Raw genomic sequence first — 18,332 nt, 5'->3', positions numbered from 1 at the left:
ACATCCAAATCCCTTCGGAAAGCCGCATTTTCCTAAGACCTAACAAATCTCGGAGATTTGTTAGGTCTGCCGAAGTTCAGGGAAAAAACCGGGAGTTGATTACAGATTTTCTGTAGAAAATGTTAAGGTTTTTGATTAGAGTGGTCGTTTAGTGCCAATGTGGAAACTCAAGACTTTCGATCAAAGCCAACCGATTGTTTCCGTCAAAGACACACGCGTTTTTCGCTACGAAGCCAAACAGGATGTTCCCAAAACCGAAAATTTGCTACGGAGACAATTTTTAGCGCAGCGAAGCAAGCTAAAAAGCAAATGAACACTTCCAATTAGTCCGCGGCCTAAGCACAAAACGCGGGCACCTGACGTCACGAAAATTCGCTGAAATGAAAAACTGTTTGAGCCAGATTAGAGCATCTGGCAAAAAAGCAGTTTCCGGCGAGTTTTTTTCATTTTTGAATTTTTGGGGCTATCAGGTCGCGTTTTTGGTTCAGCCGCAAGGCATTTTTGGTTCTTTTGTTGCCAGACAAAAGAACTCCCCGCCGGACAGGCGACGAAAAACAACATCCGGCAGCGCAGCTGCCGCAAACCTAAAATGAGCAAAGCTCATTTTTATTAGGCTTCGAAAAAAAATGTTCCGTAATATAAAATTGTGTTTAAAGAAGAAAGGATCGTCTTACGACAATCCATAGCCCGGATAACGGCAACTAGCCTTTCGCAGAAAAAACCAAATTTTTCTTAGGTTGCGACAGCGACCGCAGGAAGCTCGTTGCAACCTCCAGAAAAACCGGTTTTTTAAAGAAAGCCAGTGCCAGGTTAGCCGGAAAAAGCTCCAAAAAAAAATCCGCTACGACAGCGGATTTTATATCTCAAAAAAGTACTTTTTACTTTTCCTTATTGACTTTAGCAATATATTTATCAAGCGCCATTGTCATAGAAGGCGCTTCAGGAGACGGCGCCATGATATCGACTCGAAGTCCGTGGGATTCCGCTTCTTTTTGAACCGAGGCTCCGAAAACGGCGATTCTCGTTTCGTTCTGCTTGAAATCTGGAAAGTTCATGAACAACGACTTGATTCCCGTTGGACTAAAGAATGCGAGGACGTCGTAATAAACGTCGGCCAAGTCGCTCAGGTCACTCATAACCGTGCGATAGAACGTTCCTACGGTCCAATCTACTTTGAGCGCGTTCAAAGTTTGTGGCGCGTCTTGACCCAATTGGTCGGAGGCCGGCAACAAGAACTTCTCGTCTTTGTATTTTTTGATCAGCGGAGACAAGTCGGCGAAATCCTTTTGCCCTACGTAGATCTTGCGTTTTCTGTAGACGACATATTTTTGGAGGTAGAACGCAATGGCCTCACTCTGGCAGAAATATTTGAGGTCTTCAGGCACTTTATAGCGCATTTCTTCGGCCACGCGGAAAAAGTGATCCACCGCATTTTTACTGGTCAAAATAATGGCTGTGAAATGGCTGATATCGACTTTCTGCTGGCGGACTTCTTTCGCGGGAACGCCTTCGACATGAATAAAAGGCCTGAAATCAATCTTCACTTTATGCTTCTGCTGAAGTTCAAAGTAAGGCGAATTCTCTACCTTGGGTTCCGGCTGTGACACCAGAATAGTTTTCACTTTGTTTGGCATTTTCTAACTTTTTGTAAACCAGTAATACATGAAATAGTAGGGCGCTATTTCGAGAGCGCAAAGATACAAAATAAAATAGAACAGTTTGCCTAACAGTGCGTTTTGATAATTTCTTAATGAGACAGCGTATGTGAGCGCGTTGATTAACAAAATTATCGCTATAAGTGCGAAATATATCGTTTTCGACATTCCCGAAGAGAAATATAGAATGATGTCAATCGGCAAAAGCAGCAATCCGATATAAGTTCGGTAACTCACTTTTTGCAAATTGAACTGTTCGACGAATTCCTCGGCGTTGAACGAAGCCGCTATGATTTTCTCTATCAGGTATTTCGACAGGATGAAAACGCCGAGCAGTCCGAAAATCCTGATGAACAACAGCCAGTCGCCTTTATGTGCGAATCCGAAGCCAGACAAGGCCAATTGGATAAAAAAAGCCAGCGAAATCAAATGCAGCACGAACAACATGATGTTGAACCAGCTCATGAGGTTGCTGTTGTCGCGATAAACCTTGATGTATTTGTCTGAAATGGCGAGTCTCGAGAATTCGGCGAAACGCGTCTCGAACAGCGATCTCGCAAGGGCGATCAGCACGAAACTCACGATAAAGACGAAAATCGCCCAATCGGTGGTTTGGATAGCTCTCGGAATAAGGAAACTCTCGTTCATAACGCAGCAAAAATACTAAAATCGAAGCTCGTAATTATTATAATTTTGTTGGGATTCATCTGACGCAAATACCGTATTTTTGCCGCGAAACCTCTACTCATGAGCGACGGGCTTGTCATTATTCCCACTTATAACGAAATCGAGAACATAGAAAGTATCGTGCGCGCAGTAATGACGCTGCATCATTCGTTCGATTTGCTGATTGTGGACGACAATTCACCCGACGGAACGGCCAAAAAAGTCATCGAACTCCAACCCGAATTCGAAGGCAGGTTGCACATCGAGCAAAGAAAAGCCAAATCCGGATTGGGCACGGCGTATGTACATGGTTTCCGATGGGCTTTGGCGAGAAGTTATTCCTACATTTTTGAGATGGATGCAGATTTTTCGCACAATCCGGCAGATCTTGAAAAATTGTACGAAGCCTGTCATTTCGGAACCGCCGACGTCGCCATAGGATCGAGATATGTCACGGGCGTGAATGTCGTAAATTGGCCGTTAAGCCGTGTTTTGATGTCGTATTACGCCTCAAGTTACGTGGAAATCGTAATGGGAATGGGCATCAAGGACGCCACGGCAGGTTTCATGTGTTACAAAAGAGAAGTGTTGGAACGAATTGGGCTCGACAAAATAAAATTCGTCGGTTACGCGTTCCAAATCGAAATGAAATACCGCGCCTTCGCCAGCAAATTCAAGCTTGTCGAAGTGCCGATCATCTTCACCGACCGCACCAAAGGTCAATCAAAAATGAGTTCGGCTATCTTTAAGGAAGCCATGCTCGGAGTGGTGCGTTTGCGCTGGAATAAAATGCTGAATAGACTATAATGAACAGGATTCTCATCAAGAACGCCAAAATTGTAAACGAAGGAAAAATCTTTGAAGGCGACGTGCTGATCGAAGGCGAAATCATCAAAGAGGTCGCCGAATCGATAAGCGCGAAATCTGGCGATACCAAAATAATCGACGCCGAAGGAAACTATCTGATTCCAGGTGCGATCGACGATCAGGTGCATTTTCGCGAACCCGGATTGACGCAAAAAGGCGACATCGGGACAGAGTCGAAAGCTGCTGTTGCCGGCGGCGTAACGTCTTTCATCGAACAACCGAATACGATTCCGAACGCTGTCACTCAGGAAATTCTAGAGGACAAATACGCAATCGCGTCCGAGAAATCCTACGCAAATTATTCGTTCATGATGGGCGCGTCCAATGACAATCTGGATGAAGTCCTAAAGACAAATCCCAGAAATGTTGCGGGAATCAAGATTTTCCTAGGATCGTCCACCGGAAACATGCTCGTGGACAACGAAGCGGTTCTGGAACGCATTTTCTCGTCGACACCAATGTTGATTGCCGTGCATTGCGAGGACGAACAGACCATCAAAGACAATCTCGAAAAATTCAGGCAAGAATATGGAGACGATGTTCCGGTAACGGCGCATCACCTCATCAGAAGCGAGGAAGCGTGCTACATTTCATCATCGAAAGCTGTCGCTTTGGCCAAGAAAACCGGAGTGAGATTACACGTTTTTCACCTCTCGACCGCAAAGGAAATGTCACTTTTCCAGAACAACATTCCGCTTGAGGAGAAAAAAATCACGGCCGAAGTCTGCGTGCATCATTTGTGGTTTACCGACAAAGATTACGAGACGAAAGGCAATCTGATCAAATGGAATCCGGCGGTGAAAACCGAAGCCGACCGCGATGCGTTGTGGGAAGCCTTGAACGACGGACGCATCGACGTAATCGCCACAGACCACGCGCCACATATTTTGGACGAGAAAAAACAGCCTTACCTGAAAGCTCCGTCGGGCGGACCGCTTGTGCAGCATTCGGTGGTTGCAATGTTCGAGAAACATCTGCAGGGAAAAATTACGGTCGAGAAAATCGTCGAGAAAATGGCGCACAATCCGGCAAAAGTGTTCAAGATCGAAAATCGCGGCTTTATCAAGGAAGGTTATTTTGCCGATTTGGCTATCGTGAACCCAAGTTCTCCGTGGACTGTGAACAAAAGCAACATTCTGGCCAAATGCGGATGGTCGCCGTTCGAAGGTTTCAGTTTCAAATCGCGCATTATGCATACTTTTGTGAACGGCCAGCACGTTTTTGCAGGCGGAAAAGTCAAGGAAATCAAAGCAGGCCAACGCCTTTTGTTCGACAGATGAAAAAATTGTTTGCCATATTTGGAGTGTGTTTGCTGTTTGCTTGCAGCCAATCGTCGGTTGAAAAACCTGACAAATTGATCGAGGAAGACAAAATGGTCGATATTTTCTACGATCTGTCCCTTCTCGAGGCAATCAAGGCGCACAATCCCGGCGTGATCCAAAACGCGGTAGAACCCAACAAATACATCTACAAAAAATACAAGATCGACAGTTTGCAATTTGCGCAGAGCAATCGCTATTATGCCACTGACATCAAGCGTTACAAGCGAATGTATGGAAGAGTGAACCGACGTTTGGAGCGAGACAAAAAGACTCAGGATTCGTTGGCGAACAAAAAACTTCCAACGCCTTCAAATATTCCGGTCGAAGGCGGAATGATAAAATAATCGCTTTCGCGGACAAACCAATCTCTCAACTCGAGGGATTTTTTTTGCGCTGAACCAAAGCTTTTCGCTTATTGCTTCGGAATAATCCCAAGCTGGTTCATAAACTCCAAATTGTCCACAAAATCCTGTTCCTGCGCAATTTTGCCGTTTTTCATCTTGACCAGCGTCACACCTTCGATGTCAACCGATTTTCCCGTGGCCGGAATCCCGAAAAACAAGCCCGTGTGTTTTCCTTCGAAACGCCAGTGTTTCACGATTCTGTCATCTTGGCCGTAAGCGTCGATTATCGTGAATTTGACGTCTGAAAAACCAACGAGATAATTGTTGTAATACGCCTTGAAAGCCTCGATTCCTTTGATGTTTTCAGGGCTTGTGACCAAAACGACGTCTTTTTCGAACATGTCTGTGTTGATCAGATCGATTTTGCGCTCGTTCACGATTTTGTCCCAAACCGATTCGTATTTCTTGATATTTTGAGACAATTTTTCGGCGTGAATAACTAGGTCGCCGCATTCGGAAGTGTCGTTTTTGGGCGCATTTTCGCAAGAGGTCGTCGCAAAAAGCAGTGTTCCGACGAATGCCAGACAAAAGAATTTCAGTGTTTTCATGTCGATTGGTTTTGGTTGATGTCAGATTTGATCAAATTTCCGACACAACTAAAGTAGTCATTTATCCTTCTGTATTTCAACCGATTGCAAAATTGACTGTCGGATTGGAGTAAATTCAAACCCAATCGCTTCCTTGATTTTTGTGTTGGAAAACTCGCGATGGCGATGAAACGCTTCCGAGGTTTCGCGGAACAACTTGCGTTTTTTCCCAAACAAGGATCCGAGCCAATCGCCAAAAACCGCAAGCGAAACAAGCCAAGGTTTCGCATCGATTCCCGGACGTTTTACGCCAAGCGCATCGGCAATCGCGAAAGCCGCGTCCCTTAGAACCAAATGTTCGCCGATCAGGATAAACCGTTCGCCCGAAATGTCGCTTTCCATCAATGAAATCATCGCATTTACGACGTCGTTCACATCGACAAAACCCGTCGAACCAACTGTGTAAAACGGAAAGCCTTTTTGGATTGTCGAGAAAATCGTGCCGCTGCCTTCGTCCCAAAAACCGGGTCCGAGAATGATTCCGGGCACGACCGCGACCGATGCCAAACCTTCTTGCCAACCGCGCCAAATCTCCATTTCGGCTCCATATTTGGAAATGCCGTAGTCGGAATGCTGTTTTTCGGGATTCCATTCGGTTTCTTCGTCGAGCACCGTTTCTCCTTCTTTGAGATCGCCCAAAGCCGCTACAGAACTGACATGACAGATTTTTGTCACGCCAAAATCGAGGCACAAATTCACGATGTTGGCCGTTCCCTCGATGTTGATTTTCCTGAGATTTTCCTCGTCTTTCGGATCGAACGAGATCAAAGCCGCGCAGTGATAGACTTTTTCGACATTCACAAAAGCTTTCTCGAGCGCCGGAATGTCGAGAATATCAGCTTGAAACCATTCGATTCTCTCGAAAAGTTCGGGTCTTCCGTACAAGCGGAACAGGTTTTGGGTTTTGGATTTGGCTGCTTCCGAACGAAACAAACCGCGCACGTTTTCGCCCTTTTTCAGCAAAGCCAACGCGAGATGCGCTCCGACGAGGCCGGTCGTTCCGGTTATGAGGTTCATATCGTAAAGATAAGCAACCGCTTTTCGAAGGCAAAATTTCGTCTCGATTAGTTTGTTTTGGGCGTTGCGCCGGATCATGTCCTTGCTCCGATCGAATTCGCGGCCGGCGCCGGGCTTCCGCCTTTATCTTTGCGAACGCCGCGGTGCGCGTTCTTGAAAAAGGATAACGGCTCAAATCCCTAACGCAAACCCAGTCTCCGATTGGCAAAAGTCGTGTAAAATAAAAGTATCAGGACTAGAACTTTTTGGGATTCGCGGCCACTTCATTCGCAAAAAACATTCACCCGAAGATTGGATTCCCGAGCTACGGCAATCAAGAAAAAAATCGCACAACCTAGGTTTAACAATTTTTACAGATTATCTGTAAACAAGTCGTTCCAAAATTTCGTAGGGATAAACACCAGCCCCTTCCCTGAAGGTAAGATCGGGATTTGCGCGATAACCCGATTACAGAAAATCTGTACTTTTTGTTAAAATGAGGTTTAGCGATATTATTGTTGTTGGCTATCCAATTTCGCCGGCCGAAATCTGAAATTTTATAATAGCCAAGTTCATGGCTTATAACTTATAATAAAACAATCCTACACTAGCATTTAACTGAAAAACCGCGCCCCAGCCCCGATAGCAGCGGCAGCCTCGAAGCACCGACGCCCATTTTTTGCCGCGTTTTCAGAGCGACAGCGGAGCTCCTGAAAACACCTGCAAAAAACGGCGTCGTTGCTTTGAGCTACAGCGGATAGCGGGATTTTGCTGCATAAAAAATCCGTCCCAAACACGAGACGGATTTTCGCAAAATAACCTAACACAAATTATCTTGGGACGATTTGTCCATTGTACCGTCCGATGGCAGTGCCTTGGGAATCCGTAACATTGAAATTGATGTCGTAACCAGTTTCAGATTGGGCGATCGAGAGACTTCCATCTGTAAGCAAATAGCCCAAAGGATTGATTTCAGTGGTAATCGCGCCCGACCAAAAGTTGGTCTGCGGATTGTAGGACGGACTGTAACGCAAGTTGTTGTAAGTAAAGCTCCCGACCGGAATCTCGGTCACATCGGCAAAAATCACCTGGATGTAATTGGCGACTCCGCTGCCTTGGAAAAACAGGTAAAGATCGCCGTCGGCCACGAGGTATTCGGCTCTTTCGATTTGGAAATTATCGCCCAGATAAGAGTATTCGTTGTCCGAACCTGAATCTGAACCTGAATTGGATTTGGAATCGTCGCTGCTGCAACCGAAGGCAAAAATCGAGAGAAAAAGCAAAATCAAAATGTTGGTTTTCATGATTGTAAGTTTTGTTGTTGGGTCAAACTTACATCAGATACAAGCCACGAAATCACCACTTTAAACCAACGGAAGGTTTGGGTAAACCAACCCATAAAAAAATCCGCCACGACATGACGGATCTTTCTTTCTTAAACTGTGTACTGGAAATTATCTTCTGTTGTTATAAATCGAGATGTAGTAAAGTAATGTCGCAAGAGACGAAATCGCGGCTACGACATAGGTTCGAGCGGCCCATTTCAGTGCATCTTTTGCTCCATCGTGTTCTTCGCGTGTCACCATATTCTTGTTCTCGAGCCAGGCCAATGCACGATTACTCGCGTCGTATTCGACCGGAAGCGTGATGAATGTGAAAATCGTGGTCAACGCAAAAAGCGCGATTCCGATAAGCAAAAGTTGTGGGAACGCTTTTAAGGTTAAAACTCCCGCAATCAATACGAACGGAATGAATTTCGAGATCAGGCTCACGGCCGGAACGATATTCGAACGAAAAGTCAGCCAATTATAAGCTCTCGCGTGCTGAACGGCGTGCCCCACTTCGTGTGCGGCAACAGCTGCTGCCGCGGCATTTCGCTCATTATAAACGGCTTCGGAGAGATTCACGGTTTTATCGGCGGGATTGTAATGATCGGTCAATCTTCCCGGAGTCGAGATTACGCGAACGTCGCGGATTCCGTGGTCGTCGAGCATTTTCTGGGCGATTTCGGAACCGCTCATTCCGTTGCGAAGTTGCAGTTTGGAATATTTGGTGAATTTCGATTGCAGTCTTTGGCCAACAGCCCAACTGGCAATCATTATGGCGATAATCAGTATATAAATCGGATTCATTTCTATGGTTTAAGTTTGATTCGGAAACTATCAAATTTGAAACCAGTTGCCAAAATGTCACGTTGTAGTTTTGTTAAACTTGGTTTGTCAGATGCGAGTTAAGTTCAACAAGAAATATATCGACGTCGTTAGGAGAAAGTAGGATTTTGGCTTTTGTCGTGTCAAGAAAAACAATGTCTTGCCGCCTCGTAAGATACCAATCCATATCGCCGATTTCGTCGTTTCTAAAGTCGCCGTAGTAACCAAAAAGTCCGCCATTTCCGAGTGTTCGAATCAAACCTTTTGGAGAAACTTTCCCGATTTTCCTGGCCGATTGAATTTGGTCGAACGGAATGTGTGCGTTTTTCAGCAGCCGATGCACGACAATTCCGTATTCGTCGAACGAGAAGGCTTTTGGGGCAAATCCGTACGAAAAAAACAAAATGGCGACAAGCAATATCGAAGTCGAGATACTTGCGCCAATCATTTCGCCGGCCTCGGGAAAAGTCCAAACCGTAGCGATTATCGAACCGAACAACAATACGATGCCAACCGTAATCACAGTCGCCATCGTATCGAGTTTGGTCTTGTACTTCATTTAAAGGACGATGTTGATGATTCTTCCCGGAACGACGATCACCTTTTTTGGCGCATTTCCAGCGAGTTGAGCGATCGTGCGTTCGTCTGCCAAAATGATTTCCTCGATTTGTTTCGGATTCAGATCCAAAGGCAATTCGATCGAGAATTTCGTCTTTCCGTTGAACGAAACCGGATATTCCTTGCTGCTTTCCACCAAATGCTCCGCATTGAAAATCGGGAACGGCACTTGCGAAATACTGCGTTTGTGTCCGAGTTGGTGCCACAATTCCTCGGCGATGTGAGGCGCGTAAGGCGAAATCAGGATCGCGAGCGGCTCGAGAATGGTGCGCTCGTGGCAATTCATCGCAGTCAGTTCGTTGACAGCAATCATAAATTGGGAAACCGAAGTGTTGAACGAAAAACCTTCGATGTCGTCCTGCACTTTCTTGATGGTTTTGTGCAACGTTTTGAGTGCGTCTTTCGAGGCCGGATTCGTCGTTACGATCAATCCGTTGTCGTCGAAATAGAGTTTCCAAAGTTTTTTGAGAAAACCGAAAACGCCTGTGATTCCGGCAGTATTCCATGGCTTGGCTTGTTCGAGCGGCCCGAGGAACATTTCGTACAAACGCAAAGTGTCAGCTCCATATTCTTCGCAGATGTCATCTGGGTTTACTACGTTGTATTTGGATTTGGACATTTTTTCGACTTCGCGTCTTACTGTGAACTTACCGAATTTGTCTTTTATAAATCGAGCATCATTTAAGTCAGAACGCCAATTACGTACCTGTCTTATTTCAATTTCGTCAGAACTATCTACAAATGTCACATCTAGATGAATCCCTTCCTCGTTTCTTAAACCTATTAAATACTGATCTTTATCTAAAAACTTAAAATCTTCTTCCTCTAAAATTTCTTTATAAAAATTCTCTCTCATTTCCATATCGAGAACCATTCTTCCCATTGGATTTTTGAAATAACTTTCAGATACGTACCAATTTTGGGGACGTAATCTCTTTATTTCTTCAAAAGCAAAACCCGAAGGCCCAACTCCATTATAACTTATTACAATGATTACTTTATTCAAAAAAGCACTCGTCCCCAAAATCATCCCCTGATTGATCAACTTCTTAAAAGGTTCATCCTTCGAGATAAAACCGCGGTCGAAAAGGAATTTGTTCCAGAAACGCGAATACAGCAAATGGCCGGTCGCGTGCTCGCTTCCGCCGATATACAAATCGACGTTTTGCCAGTAGCTTTCGGCTTCCCGGGAAACAAAACGATCTTGATTGTGTGCATCCATGTAGCGCAACCAATACCAGGAACTTCCCGCCCAGCCTGGCATCGTGTTCAATTCGAGAGCGAAAATCGTTTTCTCGTCGATGAGATCGTTCGAAACGACTTTATTATTTATCGTGTCCCAAGCCCATTCTTTGGAATTTCCCAGCGGCGGCGCGCCATCTTCGGTTGGAAGATATTTCTCGACTTCGGGCAAAACGATCGGCAAGTGCTCGAGCGCGATCATTTGCGGCAAATCTTCCTTGTAATACACCGGGAAAGGCTCGCCCCAATAGCGTTGGCGTGAGAAAACGGCGTCGCGCAAACGGTAATTCGTCTTGCCGTTTCCGGATTTTATTGATTCAAGTTCCTCGACAACTTTTTTCGTAGCCGATTTATAGTCGAGTCCGTTCAAGAAGTCGGAGTTTTGGAGCTTAACATTGTCTTTGCTGCCGTAAGCTTCCTTGGAAATATCGACGTTCTCGAAAATGTTTTCTATCGGAATATCGAAGTGTTTCGCAAAGTCGTAATCGCGTTGGTCGCCTGCCGGAACTGCCATGACAGCGCCCGTTCCGTAACCTGCCAAAACGTAATCGCCAATCCAGATCGGAATTGGCAAACCGGAAAAAGGATGAATCGCGTAAGCGCCCGTGAAAACGCCCGAAATCGTCTTGACATCGGCCATTCTTTCGCGCTCGGAACGCTTGGAAGTCGCATCGATATAAGCGTCAACCGCAGCTTTTTGCTCGTCTGTCACTATTTTCGAGACGAGTTCGTGCTCCGGCGCAAGTGTCAAAAAGGTGACTCCGAAGATCGTATCCGGACGCGTCGTGAAGACCTCGATTATCGGTTGACCGACATCGGCAGTCATTTCGGCTTCATATCCAACAACCTGGAATTTCACCGAAGCGCCGACCGATTTCCCGATCCAATTCGTTTGTGCATCTTTCAGCGATTGCGTCCAGTCGATTTCGTTCAAACCTTGCAACAAACGTTCGGCGTAAGCGGAAATCCGCATGCTCCATTGCGTCATTTTTTTGCGGATGACGGGAAATCCGCCGCGTTCCGAAACGCCGTTCACGATTTCGTCGTTCGCCAAAACAGTTCCCAAACCCGGACACCAATTGACTTCGGTTTCGGCCAAATACGTCAGGCGGTATTTTAGCAAAATCCTGTCTTTTGCCTTGTCGGAAAGATTGTTCCAGAAATCAGCGTCGAAAGTGTCGATATTGTCGTCGCAAGCCGCGTTTACGTTGGCATTTCCTTGTCTTTGGAAAATGTCGGATAAAACCTCGATAGCTTCGGCTTTGTTGGAATCGAAATTGTACCACGAATTGAACAACTGGATAAAAATCCATTGCGTCCACTTATAATAGTCCGGATTCGAAGTTCGCACTTCCCGATCCCAATCGAACGAAAACCCGATTTTGTCGAGCTGCTCGCGATAACGCGCAATGTTCTCACGAGTGGTTTTCTCAGGATGTTGCCCGGTTTGGATCGCGTATTGTTCAGCAGGCAATCCGAAACTGTCGTACCCTTGCGGATGCAAAACGTTGAAACCCTGATGGCGTTTGAACCTCGAGTAAATGTCGCTGGCGATGTAACCTAGCGGATGTCCTACGTGCAATCCGGCGCCTGACGGATACGGAAACATGTCGAGCACATAATATTTTGGTTTATCAGAATGGTTTTCGGCGGCGAAAGTGTTGTTTTCGGCCCAATATTTTTGCCAGCGGGCTTCGATTTCGTTTGGTGAATACTTCATTATTCGTTATTCGTTAATCGTTATTCCATGTTCGGATAACGTGAATTCTCTAGGTTGCGATTGCTGCGGATTTTTGCAGTTTTCCACAGATTTGGATCGGTCTGCAAAAGCAAAATCTGCAAAGCCGCACAAAGTTACGTTTTGCACACGAATCTTAAAACTTTGTGCGTTAGTTTATCCAGGATTCGACGCTCAACCCGATTTTCTTTTTTATTTTTACCGCAATTTCAACGCCTATGATCTCTAAATTTGACCGGTTCCAGAAACGCAGGTTGATTTCCTCCTACTTTTCGGTCGTCCTGAGCATTTTCCTGATGCTTTTTTTGTTGGGCGTTCTCGGACTTTTCATCATCAATTCCAAAAACCTCACGAACGATTTCAAGGAGACTGTTCCCATGACGGTTTATTTCAAGGACGAAGCCCAGGATTCGACTCACGCGGCATTTGTTCAGGAATTGAAAACGGCACCTTGGGTCAAGGATTTCAATTTTGTCTCCAAAGAACAGGCCGGACAACAATTGCAAAAGGAAATCGGAGAAAATTTCATGGAGTTTTTGGGCATGAACCCACTTTTGAACTCTTACGACATTCACTTGCGCGCGCCTTATGTGGTGAACGATTCGATCCAAAAAATACAAAGTCACATCCGTGAAAACGACATGATTGCCGATGCTTATTACGACAAGCAATTGGTCATCATGGTCAACGATAACGTCGAGAAAGTGAGTATGTGGGTTTTGATAATCAGCGGCATCTTGGCATTTATCGCAGTTTTGCTGATCAATTCGTCGATGCGACTTTCCATCCACTCCAACAGATTCATTATCAAAACAATGCAAATGGTCGGAGCGACAAAGTCGTTCATCAGACGACCTTTCATCTGGAAAAGTATCAGGCTCGGAATAATCGGCGCTGTTTTGGCCGTTATCGCATTGATCGGAATGCTTTATTATCTCGACACGACCTATCCGACATTGGGCGTTTTGCGCGACCAACCCATGACAGCGGCGGTTTTGGCAGGCGTTTTGGTGGCCGGAGTCGTGATAACCTGGTTCAGTACGTTTATCGCCACGCAGCGCTTTTTGAACCTTCGAACGGACGACCTTTACTAAAAGTGCTTAAGTGCAAAGTTCCGGAGTTCGGAATTTCAGGTGTGACAAAACGCGAGGCTGCAAGTCTTTATCAGACAAAAATTTAGAAAAATGGAAAACAAGCAAGACAACAAAGACTTTCTTTTCGAAAAAGTCAACTATAAAATTCTCCTTATCGGAATCGCGGTGATCGCGCTAGGCTTTATTTTGATGGCCGGAGGCGGAAGCGACGACGCAAAAGTGTTTAACGAATCGGTGTTTGGATTTCAGAGAATCCGCTTGGCTCCAACCATCGTACTGATAGGTTTCGGAGTTACGGTTTACGCAATTCTGAAGAATCCGAAGCAATAATTTTAGTGTATCAGATTACCGGATTTTCAGATAATCGGACGCTTTTTTTCTGATAATCCGACAAGGGTAAAATCTGCAAATCAACTCCAATGACCACTTTCCAAGCCATAATCATCGCGATAATCGAAGGATTGACCGAATTTTTACCCGTTTCGTCAACCGGACACATGATCATCGCCTCGTCGTTTTTCGGGATTGCCGGAGACGATTTCACCAAATTGTTCACTGTCGTCATTCAGCTTGGAGCGATCTTATCGGTCATCATCCTGTATTTCAAACGCTTCTTCCAAACCATCGGATTTTACTTCAAACTGCTTGTCGCGTTCATTCCGGCGGTTGTTTTCGGACTTTTGTTCAGCGACAAAATCGATGCTTTGCTGGAAAGTCCGGTCACGGTCGCGATCTCGCTCGTGCTTGGAGGAATCGTGCTCTTGTTCGTTGACGGATGGTTTTCGAGAGACGAGGAATCAGATTCGACCGACGACATTTCGTACGCGACGGCTTTCAAGATCGGATTATTTCAATGCATCGCCATGATTCCAGGCGTTTCGAGAAGCGGCGCGAGCATCATTGGCGGAATGTCCCAGAAGTTGACGCGCAAAACAGCAGCCGAATTCTCGTTTTTCCTTGCGATTCCAACAATGTTTGGAGCGACGGCCAAAAAATTGTACGACTATTATAAGGACGGATTGGTTTTGACTTCACAGGAAACGAACCTGCTTATCATCGGAAACGTCGTGGCTTTCATTGTGGCTTTGCTCGCCATAAAATCGTTTATCGGATTCTTGCAAAAACACGGCTTCAAATGGTTCGGCTATTACCGGATTCTGGCCGGAGCCGCAATTTTGATCATTCACTTTTTCGTCCAAAAACTCACGATAATTTGAGAACGCCCGAAGATTTTCTCGAAGGACAAATCCTGCTTATCGACAAACCTTTGCACTGGACTTCGTTTCAGGCGGTGAACAAAATCAAGTGGCTTTTGAAATCGCAACTCGGTCTCAAAAAGATCAAGATCGGTCACGCCGGAACGCTCGATCCTTTGGCGACGGGACTTTTGATCATGTGCACGGGAAAGTTCACCAAACGGATTCCCGAATTGCAAGGCCAGGTCAAAGAATATACTGGTACTTTTCATTTTGGCGCCACTACGCCATCGTACGATCTCGAGACTGAAATCGATGCGACTTTTCCTACGGAACATATTTCTGAAGAACTGCTTTTGAAAACCGTTTCGGAACAATTTCTAGGCGAAATCGACCAAAAACCACCTATTTTTTCGGCCATCAAAAAAGACGGAAAACGCTTGTATGAACACGCCCGCGCCGGGGAAGAAATCGAGATCGCTTCCCGAAAAACGACCATTCACGAATTTGAGCTCACGAGAATCGCCTTGCCCGAAGTCGATTTTAGGATTGTTTGCAGCAAAGGCACATACATTCGATCGATCGCTTTCGACCTTGGAAAAGCCATAAATTCCGGAGCGCATTTGACCGCGTTGAGACGAACCAAAATTGGGGAATATGCTGTAACTTTAGCTGAAACGCCAGAAGATTTCCAGCATGCATTCACTCAAGATTAGGTATTTTTTACTCTTACTTCTTATCGGATTTTCGGCTCACAGCCAGTTCTTTCCAGAACTTCAACCCGAGCCGCAAAAAAATTTCAAATACATTTTGTTCGGAGTCGCCTTGCCTTTGCGCCATCATTTCGACGGAGGCGCGAAAGTGGATGATCTGCGGTTTTTGCCCGATGGAATCAACACAAAATTCGGACTTGGCGTTCACGTGAACCGCTGGTTCGCCACCGGATTGCACACGGGAACGGAATGGCGATTGTCAGAAAAACTCATCGCGATCCCGGTTTACAACAACTTCAGGATTGCGCCGCGAATCAATGAATACACAAGACTTTTGATCCAACCCGGCGCCGGTTGGGTTTTTGGCCTCGGGCATGGAAACAAACAAGGTTATTACTGGAAAACGAGCATCGGTTGGGAAAATCTCGACGGAACATCGGTCTTCGCCGAATACTCGCAGTACGGATTTTCGCTTGACAACACCGGACAAATTCGCGCGATAAGTTTCGGCCTCGGCCTGACCATTTTCTAGCTTATCGTTTCGAATAAAGCGCGACCTCGAGCTCTTCCATGAGTTCGATAAGTTCCGATTGCGTCGACAAACCTTTGTCGTGCGTGTACCACAAATGCAATTCGGTTTTGGCTGTTTCGTCGATTTGTCCGTATTGTTCTTTGTATGATCGGATGAATTCGGCAGCGCCTTTCGGCCTCGGTCCCCAACTTGTGCGAACCTCGTTCGTATCGGCGTCAAGCACGACCAACTTTGGAATCGAACGCGCGCCGTTGCTCAAAAACGCGTTCATCAGACCATCGTTCTCGTCGCGGAAAACCATTCTGAGCTCGATGTTTTCCGACAAGCTTGCAAGTTTGTTGAAAACAGGCGTCAACTGGGCCGCGTCTCCGCACCAACCTTCAGAAATCACGAGCCAGATATATTTGTGCTTCAAGGCCAGCAAACGCTTGATAAAATCTTCGGGCACGACGATTTTCTTGTCGAGACGGTTCATACGAGATTCGTTGAGTTTGGTGTACTCGAGAAGCGCTTCTGATTGTGAAATGCCCGAAACCTTGCCTTCCGACAACAATTTCGAGACAATATTTCTGTATTTCAGGTAGGTATAACTCTGGGACAAACCAGCTGCGACGGCCATTTTCATAAGATGTCTCCTTTAAGTGTTCACGGTGTTCGGTCTGCCAAAATTACGATTAAAAATGTGCCAAAGAAACCCATTTCTGAGGCTGTTAACATTTTTAGAACGCAGGTTTTCGATACGTCGGAATATCTCTATATTTGCACAACTCTACCAAAATTATGAAGTACAAAAGAATCCTCCTCAAACTCAGCGGAGAAGCGTTGATGGGCGACCGTCAATACGGAATCGACCCAGCGCGTCTGGCCGAATATGCCAATGATATCAAGTCGATCCACGACCAAGGCGTCGAAATCGCGATCGTGATTGGCGGAGGAAATATTTTCCGAGGCGTGGCCGGAGCCAGCAATGGAATGGACCGCGTACAAGGCGATTACATGGGAATGTTGGCCACGGTTATCAACGGAATGGCGTTGCAAGGCGCTCTCGAAGACGCCGGAATGCTCACACGTCTGCAAACCGCCCTAAAAATCGAAGCCATAGCCGAACCTTACATCAAGCGTCGCGCGGTGCGTCATCTCGAGAAAAACCGAATCGTGATTTTTGGAGCCGGAACCGGAAATCCCTATTTCACGACCGATACGGCCGCCGTTTTGAGAGGCGTCGAAATTCACGCCGACGTGATCCTCAAAGGCACTCGCGTAGACGGAATTTACACGGCCGATCCTGAGAAAGATCCATCGGCAACCAAATACGACGAGTTGACATTTGCCGAAGTTTTGTCGAAAGGCCTGAACGTCATGGACACCACCGCATTCACTTTGAGCCAGGAAAACAATTTGCCGATCGTGGTTTTCGATATGAACAAGGAAGGCAATCTGCTCAAGATTTGCCAAGGCGACAACATCGGGACCGTCGTTCAGGGATAATTGGAAAAAGTACAGAAGCTTATTGCCTAAAGCATTAAAACATGACTGAAGAAATCGATTTTATTTTAGAAAGCACTGAAGAATCCATGGCGGGCTCGATCGCTCACCTGGAGAAGGAATTTTTGAACATCCGCGCAGGCAAAGCTACTCCGGCGATGCTTGGAGGCGTTTTCGTAGATTACTACGGATCGCAAACGCCGCTTTCACAAGTCTCGAACATCGCGGTTCCGGACGCGCGTACCATCACGGTAACGCCTTGGGAAAAGAACATGTTGCACCCGATCGAAAAAGCGATCATGATTGCAAACATCGGTTTCAACCCAATGAACAATGGCGATACTGTGATCATTTCCGTTCCGCCGCTCACTGAGGAACGCCGACGCGATTTGGTAAAACAGGCCAAATCTGAAGCCGAAGATGCCAAAATCGGGATTCGAAACGCGCGCCAGGAAGCGAATAAAGAGATCAAGAAACTTGAGAAAGACGGTACTTCTGAGGACATTTGCAAGTCCGCCGAAGAAGAAGTACAAAGTCTTACAAACGCTTTTATCAAGAAGATCGATGAAGTGCTTACGGTCAAAGAAGCCGAGATTATGAAGGTTTGATTTTGCCTTTTTTTTGATATTGGAACCCGATGTTATGTCGGGTTTTTTATTGCAAAATTTTTTGGAGCTTTTTCCGGCTAACCTGGCACTAGCTTTCTTTTAAAAACCGGTTTTTCTAGAGGTTGCGACGAGCTTCCTGCGGTCGCTGTCGCAACCTAAGAAAAAGTTGGTTTTTTCTGCGAAAGGCTAGTTGCCGTTATCCGGGCTATTTTTCTTTTAGCCGCAAAATCTTTTTCCTTTATTACTTTATGTGTTTACTGAAATAATCTCACTCACGGAGCGTAAATAAAAAAGCTGCGCTTTTTTTGGTGTTTGCGGCAGCTGCGCTGCCTGTGTTGTTGTTCGTCGCCTTCCGCGGGACTACTTTTACTTCATTGATTTTTATTGTTTTTTAAAGGATTCAGTGAACCTCGTTCCTCGGTTTGCCTGGCCGCAAAAGTAGCAAAAAGGCCTTGCGGC

At 45.9% G+C, this 18,332-nt stretch carries 20 protein-coding genes; 11 read left to right on the top strand and 9 right to left on the bottom strand.

What is annotated here, in order from left to right; translation table 11 throughout:
* The first annotated feature begins 380 nt into the window (after nt 1–380).
* A complete protein-coding gene (locus tag EOO49_RS18580; RefSeq protein ID WP_290848471.1) occupies nt 381–593 on the top strand; it encodes a hypothetical protein in 213 nt (70 codons plus the stop codon).
* Nucleotides 594–878: 285 nt separating this feature from the next.
* Here EOO49_RS18580 and EOO49_RS18575 read toward each other — a convergent pair whose 3' ends face one another.
* Nucleotides 879–1,634 (bottom strand): uroporphyrinogen-III synthase, encoded by a 756-nt coding sequence (locus EOO49_RS18575; protein ID WP_290848469.1) that lies wholly within the window; start codon nt 1,632–1,634, stop codon nt 879–881.
* A gap of 3 nt (nt 1,635–1,637) precedes the next feature.
* Nucleotides 1,638–2,303, bottom strand: a complete 666-nt coding sequence (locus tag EOO49_RS18570; RefSeq protein ID WP_290848467.1) for a DUF4271 domain-containing protein — start codon at nt 2,301–2,303, stop codon at nt 1,638–1,640.
* A gap of 99 nt (nt 2,304–2,402) precedes the next feature.
* Here EOO49_RS18570 and EOO49_RS18565 point away from each other — a divergent pair, with 99 nt between their 5' ends.
* Genes EOO49_RS18565 through EOO49_RS18555 form a run of 3 tightly spaced genes read left to right on the top strand, consistent with a single transcriptional unit; the run spans nt 2,403 to nt 4,854 of the window.
* Nucleotides 2,403–3,128: a polyprenol monophosphomannose synthase gene (locus EOO49_RS18565; RefSeq protein WP_290848465.1), complete on the top strand. Its 726-nt coding sequence runs from the start codon at nt 2,403–2,405 to the stop codon at nt 3,126–3,128.
* Nucleotides 3,128–4,468 carry a dihydroorotase gene (locus tag EOO49_RS18560; RefSeq protein ID WP_290848463.1) on the top strand — a complete coding sequence of 447 codons (1,341 nt, stop codon included), beginning with the start codon at nt 3,128–3,130 and terminating at the stop codon, nt 4,466–4,468. The genes EOO49_RS18565 and EOO49_RS18560 overlap by 1 nt, the downstream gene beginning before the upstream one ends.
* Nucleotides 4,465–4,854, top strand: a complete 390-nt coding sequence (locus EOO49_RS18555) for a DUF4296 domain-containing protein (RefSeq protein WP_290848461.1) — start codon at nt 4,465–4,467, stop codon at nt 4,852–4,854. The genes EOO49_RS18560 and EOO49_RS18555 overlap by 4 nt, the downstream gene beginning before the upstream one ends.
* 68 nt (nt 4,855–4,922) lie before the next feature.
* Here EOO49_RS18555 and EOO49_RS18550 read toward each other — a convergent pair whose 3' ends face one another.
* The 6 genes from EOO49_RS18550 to EOO49_RS18525 all read right to left on the bottom strand — a co-directional run bounded on the left by EOO49_RS18550 (nt 4,923) and on the right by EOO49_RS18525 (nt 12,227).
* Complete coding sequence (locus tag EOO49_RS18550) at nt 4,923–5,462, bottom strand: ester cyclase (protein ID WP_290848459.1); 540 nt, start codon at nt 5,460–5,462, stop codon at nt 4,923–4,925.
* Nucleotides 5,463–5,519: 57 nt separating this feature from the next.
* A complete protein-coding gene (locus EOO49_RS18545) occupies nt 5,520–6,518 on the bottom strand; it encodes an NAD-dependent epimerase/dehydratase family protein (protein ID WP_290848458.1) in 999 nt (332 codons plus the stop codon).
* 809 nt (nt 6,519–7,327) lie between these two features.
* Nucleotides 7,328–7,801, bottom strand: coding sequence for a hypothetical protein (locus EOO49_RS18540; protein WP_290848456.1), 474 nt, complete (start codon nt 7,799–7,801; stop codon nt 7,328–7,330).
* A 150-nt stretch (nt 7,802–7,951) separates the two neighbouring features.
* On the bottom strand, nt 7,952–8,629 hold the full coding sequence (locus tag EOO49_RS18535) for a zinc metallopeptidase (protein WP_290848454.1): 678 nt from the start codon (nt 8,627–8,629) through the stop codon (nt 7,952–7,954).
* Between the two features lie 73 nt (nt 8,630–8,702).
* Complete coding sequence (locus EOO49_RS18530; RefSeq protein WP_290848452.1) at nt 8,703–9,206, bottom strand: PH domain-containing protein; 504 nt, start codon at nt 9,204–9,206, stop codon at nt 8,703–8,705.
* Nucleotides 9,207–12,227 (bottom strand): class I tRNA ligase family protein, encoded by a 3,021-nt coding sequence (locus EOO49_RS18525; RefSeq protein ID WP_290848450.1) that lies wholly within the window; start codon nt 12,225–12,227, stop codon nt 9,207–9,209.
* Nucleotides 12,228–12,463: 236 nt separating this feature from the next.
* On the opposite strand from EOO49_RS18525, the gene EOO49_RS18520 reads away from it, so the two are divergent.
* The 5 genes from EOO49_RS18520 (at nt 12,464) to EOO49_RS18500 (ending at nt 15,780) form a co-directional block, all read left to right on the top strand.
* On the top strand, nt 12,464–13,339 hold the full coding sequence (locus tag EOO49_RS18520) for a permease-like cell division protein FtsX (protein WP_290848449.1): 876 nt from the start codon (nt 12,464–12,466) through the stop codon (nt 13,337–13,339).
* A 90-nt stretch (nt 13,340–13,429) separates the two neighbouring features.
* Nucleotides 13,430–13,669: a DUF3098 domain-containing protein gene (locus EOO49_RS18515; RefSeq protein WP_290848446.1), complete on the top strand. Its 240-nt coding sequence runs from the start codon at nt 13,430–13,432 to the stop codon at nt 13,667–13,669.
* 89 nt (nt 13,670–13,758) lie between these two features.
* Nucleotides 13,759–14,556 carry an undecaprenyl-diphosphate phosphatase gene (locus EOO49_RS18510; protein WP_290848444.1) on the top strand — a complete coding sequence of 266 codons (798 nt, stop codon included), beginning with the start codon at nt 13,759–13,761 and terminating at the stop codon, nt 14,554–14,556.
* A complete protein-coding gene (truB, locus tag EOO49_RS18505; RefSeq protein WP_290848442.1) occupies nt 14,553–15,251 on the top strand; it encodes a tRNA pseudouridine(55) synthase TruB in 699 nt (232 codons plus the stop codon). Before EOO49_RS18510 ends, truB begins: the two co-directional genes overlap by 4 nt.
* Nucleotides 15,232–15,780: a hypothetical protein gene (locus EOO49_RS18500; protein WP_290848440.1), complete on the top strand. Its 549-nt coding sequence runs from the start codon at nt 15,232–15,234 to the stop codon at nt 15,778–15,780. Before truB ends, EOO49_RS18500 begins: the two co-directional genes overlap by 20 nt.
* Nucleotide 15,781: 1 nt before the next feature.
* Here EOO49_RS18500 and EOO49_RS18495 read toward each other — a convergent pair whose 3' ends face one another.
* Nucleotides 15,782–16,399, bottom strand: coding sequence for a thioredoxin family protein (locus EOO49_RS18495; protein ID WP_366927248.1), 618 nt, complete (start codon nt 16,397–16,399; stop codon nt 15,782–15,784).
* A 161-nt stretch (nt 16,400–16,560) separates the two neighbouring features.
* Between EOO49_RS18495 and pyrH the strand changes: the two genes are divergently transcribed.
* Both pyrH and frr read left to right on the top strand, forming a co-directional pair.
* On the top strand, nt 16,561–17,268 hold the full coding sequence (gene pyrH, locus EOO49_RS18490) for a UMP kinase (protein ID WP_290848436.1): 708 nt from the start codon (nt 16,561–16,563) through the stop codon (nt 17,266–17,268).
* Nucleotides 17,269–17,309: 41 nt separating this feature from the next.
* Nucleotides 17,310–17,873 (top strand): ribosome recycling factor, encoded by a 564-nt coding sequence (frr, locus tag EOO49_RS18485; protein ID WP_290848434.1) that lies wholly within the window; start codon nt 17,310–17,312, stop codon nt 17,871–17,873.
* Nucleotides 17,874–18,332: the final 459 nt, after the last annotated feature.

The organism is Flavobacterium sp. (assembly GCF_004295795.1).
In the GTDB taxonomy this organism is placed as follows: domain Bacteria; phylum Bacteroidota; class Bacteroidia; order Flavobacteriales; family Flavobacteriaceae; genus Flavobacterium.
Note: the sequence above shows the minus strand (reverse complement) of the source record. Positions and strands in the feature narration are given on the sequence as shown.

What these genes read in the sequence shown, in the direction of transcription:
- EOO49_RS18580 (WP_290848471.1), top strand. Translation starts at nt 381, where the DNA reads ATGAAAAACTGTTTGAGCCAGATTAGAGCATCTGGCAAAAAAGCAGTT.
- EOO49_RS18575 (WP_290848469.1), bottom strand. Translation starts at nt 1,634, where the DNA reads ATGCCAAACAAAGTGAAAACTATTCTGGTGTCACAGCCGGAACCCAAG.
- EOO49_RS18570 (WP_290848467.1), bottom strand. Translation starts at nt 2,303, where the DNA reads ATGAACGAGAGTTTCCTTATTCCGAGAGCTATCCAAACCACCGATTGG.
- EOO49_RS18565 (WP_290848465.1), top strand. Translation starts at nt 2,403, where the DNA reads ATGAGCGACGGGCTTGTCATTATTCCCACTTATAACGAAATCGAGAAC.
- EOO49_RS18560 (WP_290848463.1), top strand. Translation starts at nt 3,128, where the DNA reads ATGAACAGGATTCTCATCAAGAACGCCAAAATTGTAAACGAAGGAAAA.
- EOO49_RS18555 (WP_290848461.1), top strand. Translation starts at nt 4,465, where the DNA reads ATGAAAAAATTGTTTGCCATATTTGGAGTGTGTTTGCTGTTTGCTTGC.
- EOO49_RS18550 (WP_290848459.1), bottom strand. Translation starts at nt 5,462, where the DNA reads ATGAAAACACTGAAATTCTTTTGTCTGGCATTCGTCGGAACACTGCTT.
- EOO49_RS18545 (WP_290848458.1), bottom strand. Translation starts at nt 6,518, where the DNA reads ATGAACCTCATAACCGGAACGACCGGCCTCGTCGGAGCGCATCTCGCG.
- EOO49_RS18540 (WP_290848456.1), bottom strand. Translation starts at nt 7,801, where the DNA reads ATGAAAACCAACATTTTGATTTTGCTTTTTCTCTCGATTTTTGCCTTC.
- EOO49_RS18535 (WP_290848454.1), bottom strand. Translation starts at nt 8,629, where the DNA reads ATGAATCCGATTTATATACTGATTATCGCCATAATGATTGCCAGTTGG.
- EOO49_RS18530 (WP_290848452.1), bottom strand. Translation starts at nt 9,206, where the DNA reads ATGAAGTACAAGACCAAACTCGATACGATGGCGACTGTGATTACGGTT.
- EOO49_RS18525 (WP_290848450.1), bottom strand. Translation starts at nt 12,227, where the DNA reads ATGAAGTATTCACCAAACGAAATCGAAGCCCGCTGGCAAAAATATTGG.
- EOO49_RS18520 (WP_290848449.1), top strand. Translation starts at nt 12,464, where the DNA reads ATGATCTCTAAATTTGACCGGTTCCAGAAACGCAGGTTGATTTCCTCC.
- EOO49_RS18515 (WP_290848446.1), top strand. Translation starts at nt 13,430, where the DNA reads ATGGAAAACAAGCAAGACAACAAAGACTTTCTTTTCGAAAAAGTCAAC.
- EOO49_RS18510 (WP_290848444.1), top strand. Translation starts at nt 13,759, where the DNA reads ATGACCACTTTCCAAGCCATAATCATCGCGATAATCGAAGGATTGACC.
- EOO49_RS18500 (WP_290848440.1), top strand. Translation starts at nt 15,232, where the DNA reads ATGCATTCACTCAAGATTAGGTATTTTTTACTCTTACTTCTTATCGGA.
- EOO49_RS18495 (WP_366927248.1), bottom strand. Translation starts at nt 16,399, where the DNA reads ATGGCCGTCGCAGCTGGTTTGTCCCAGAGTTATACCTACCTGAAATAC.
- pyrH (WP_290848436.1), top strand. Translation starts at nt 16,561, where the DNA reads ATGAAGTACAAAAGAATCCTCCTCAAACTCAGCGGAGAAGCGTTGATG.
- frr (WP_290848434.1), top strand. Translation starts at nt 17,310, where the DNA reads ATGACTGAAGAAATCGATTTTATTTTAGAAAGCACTGAAGAATCCATG.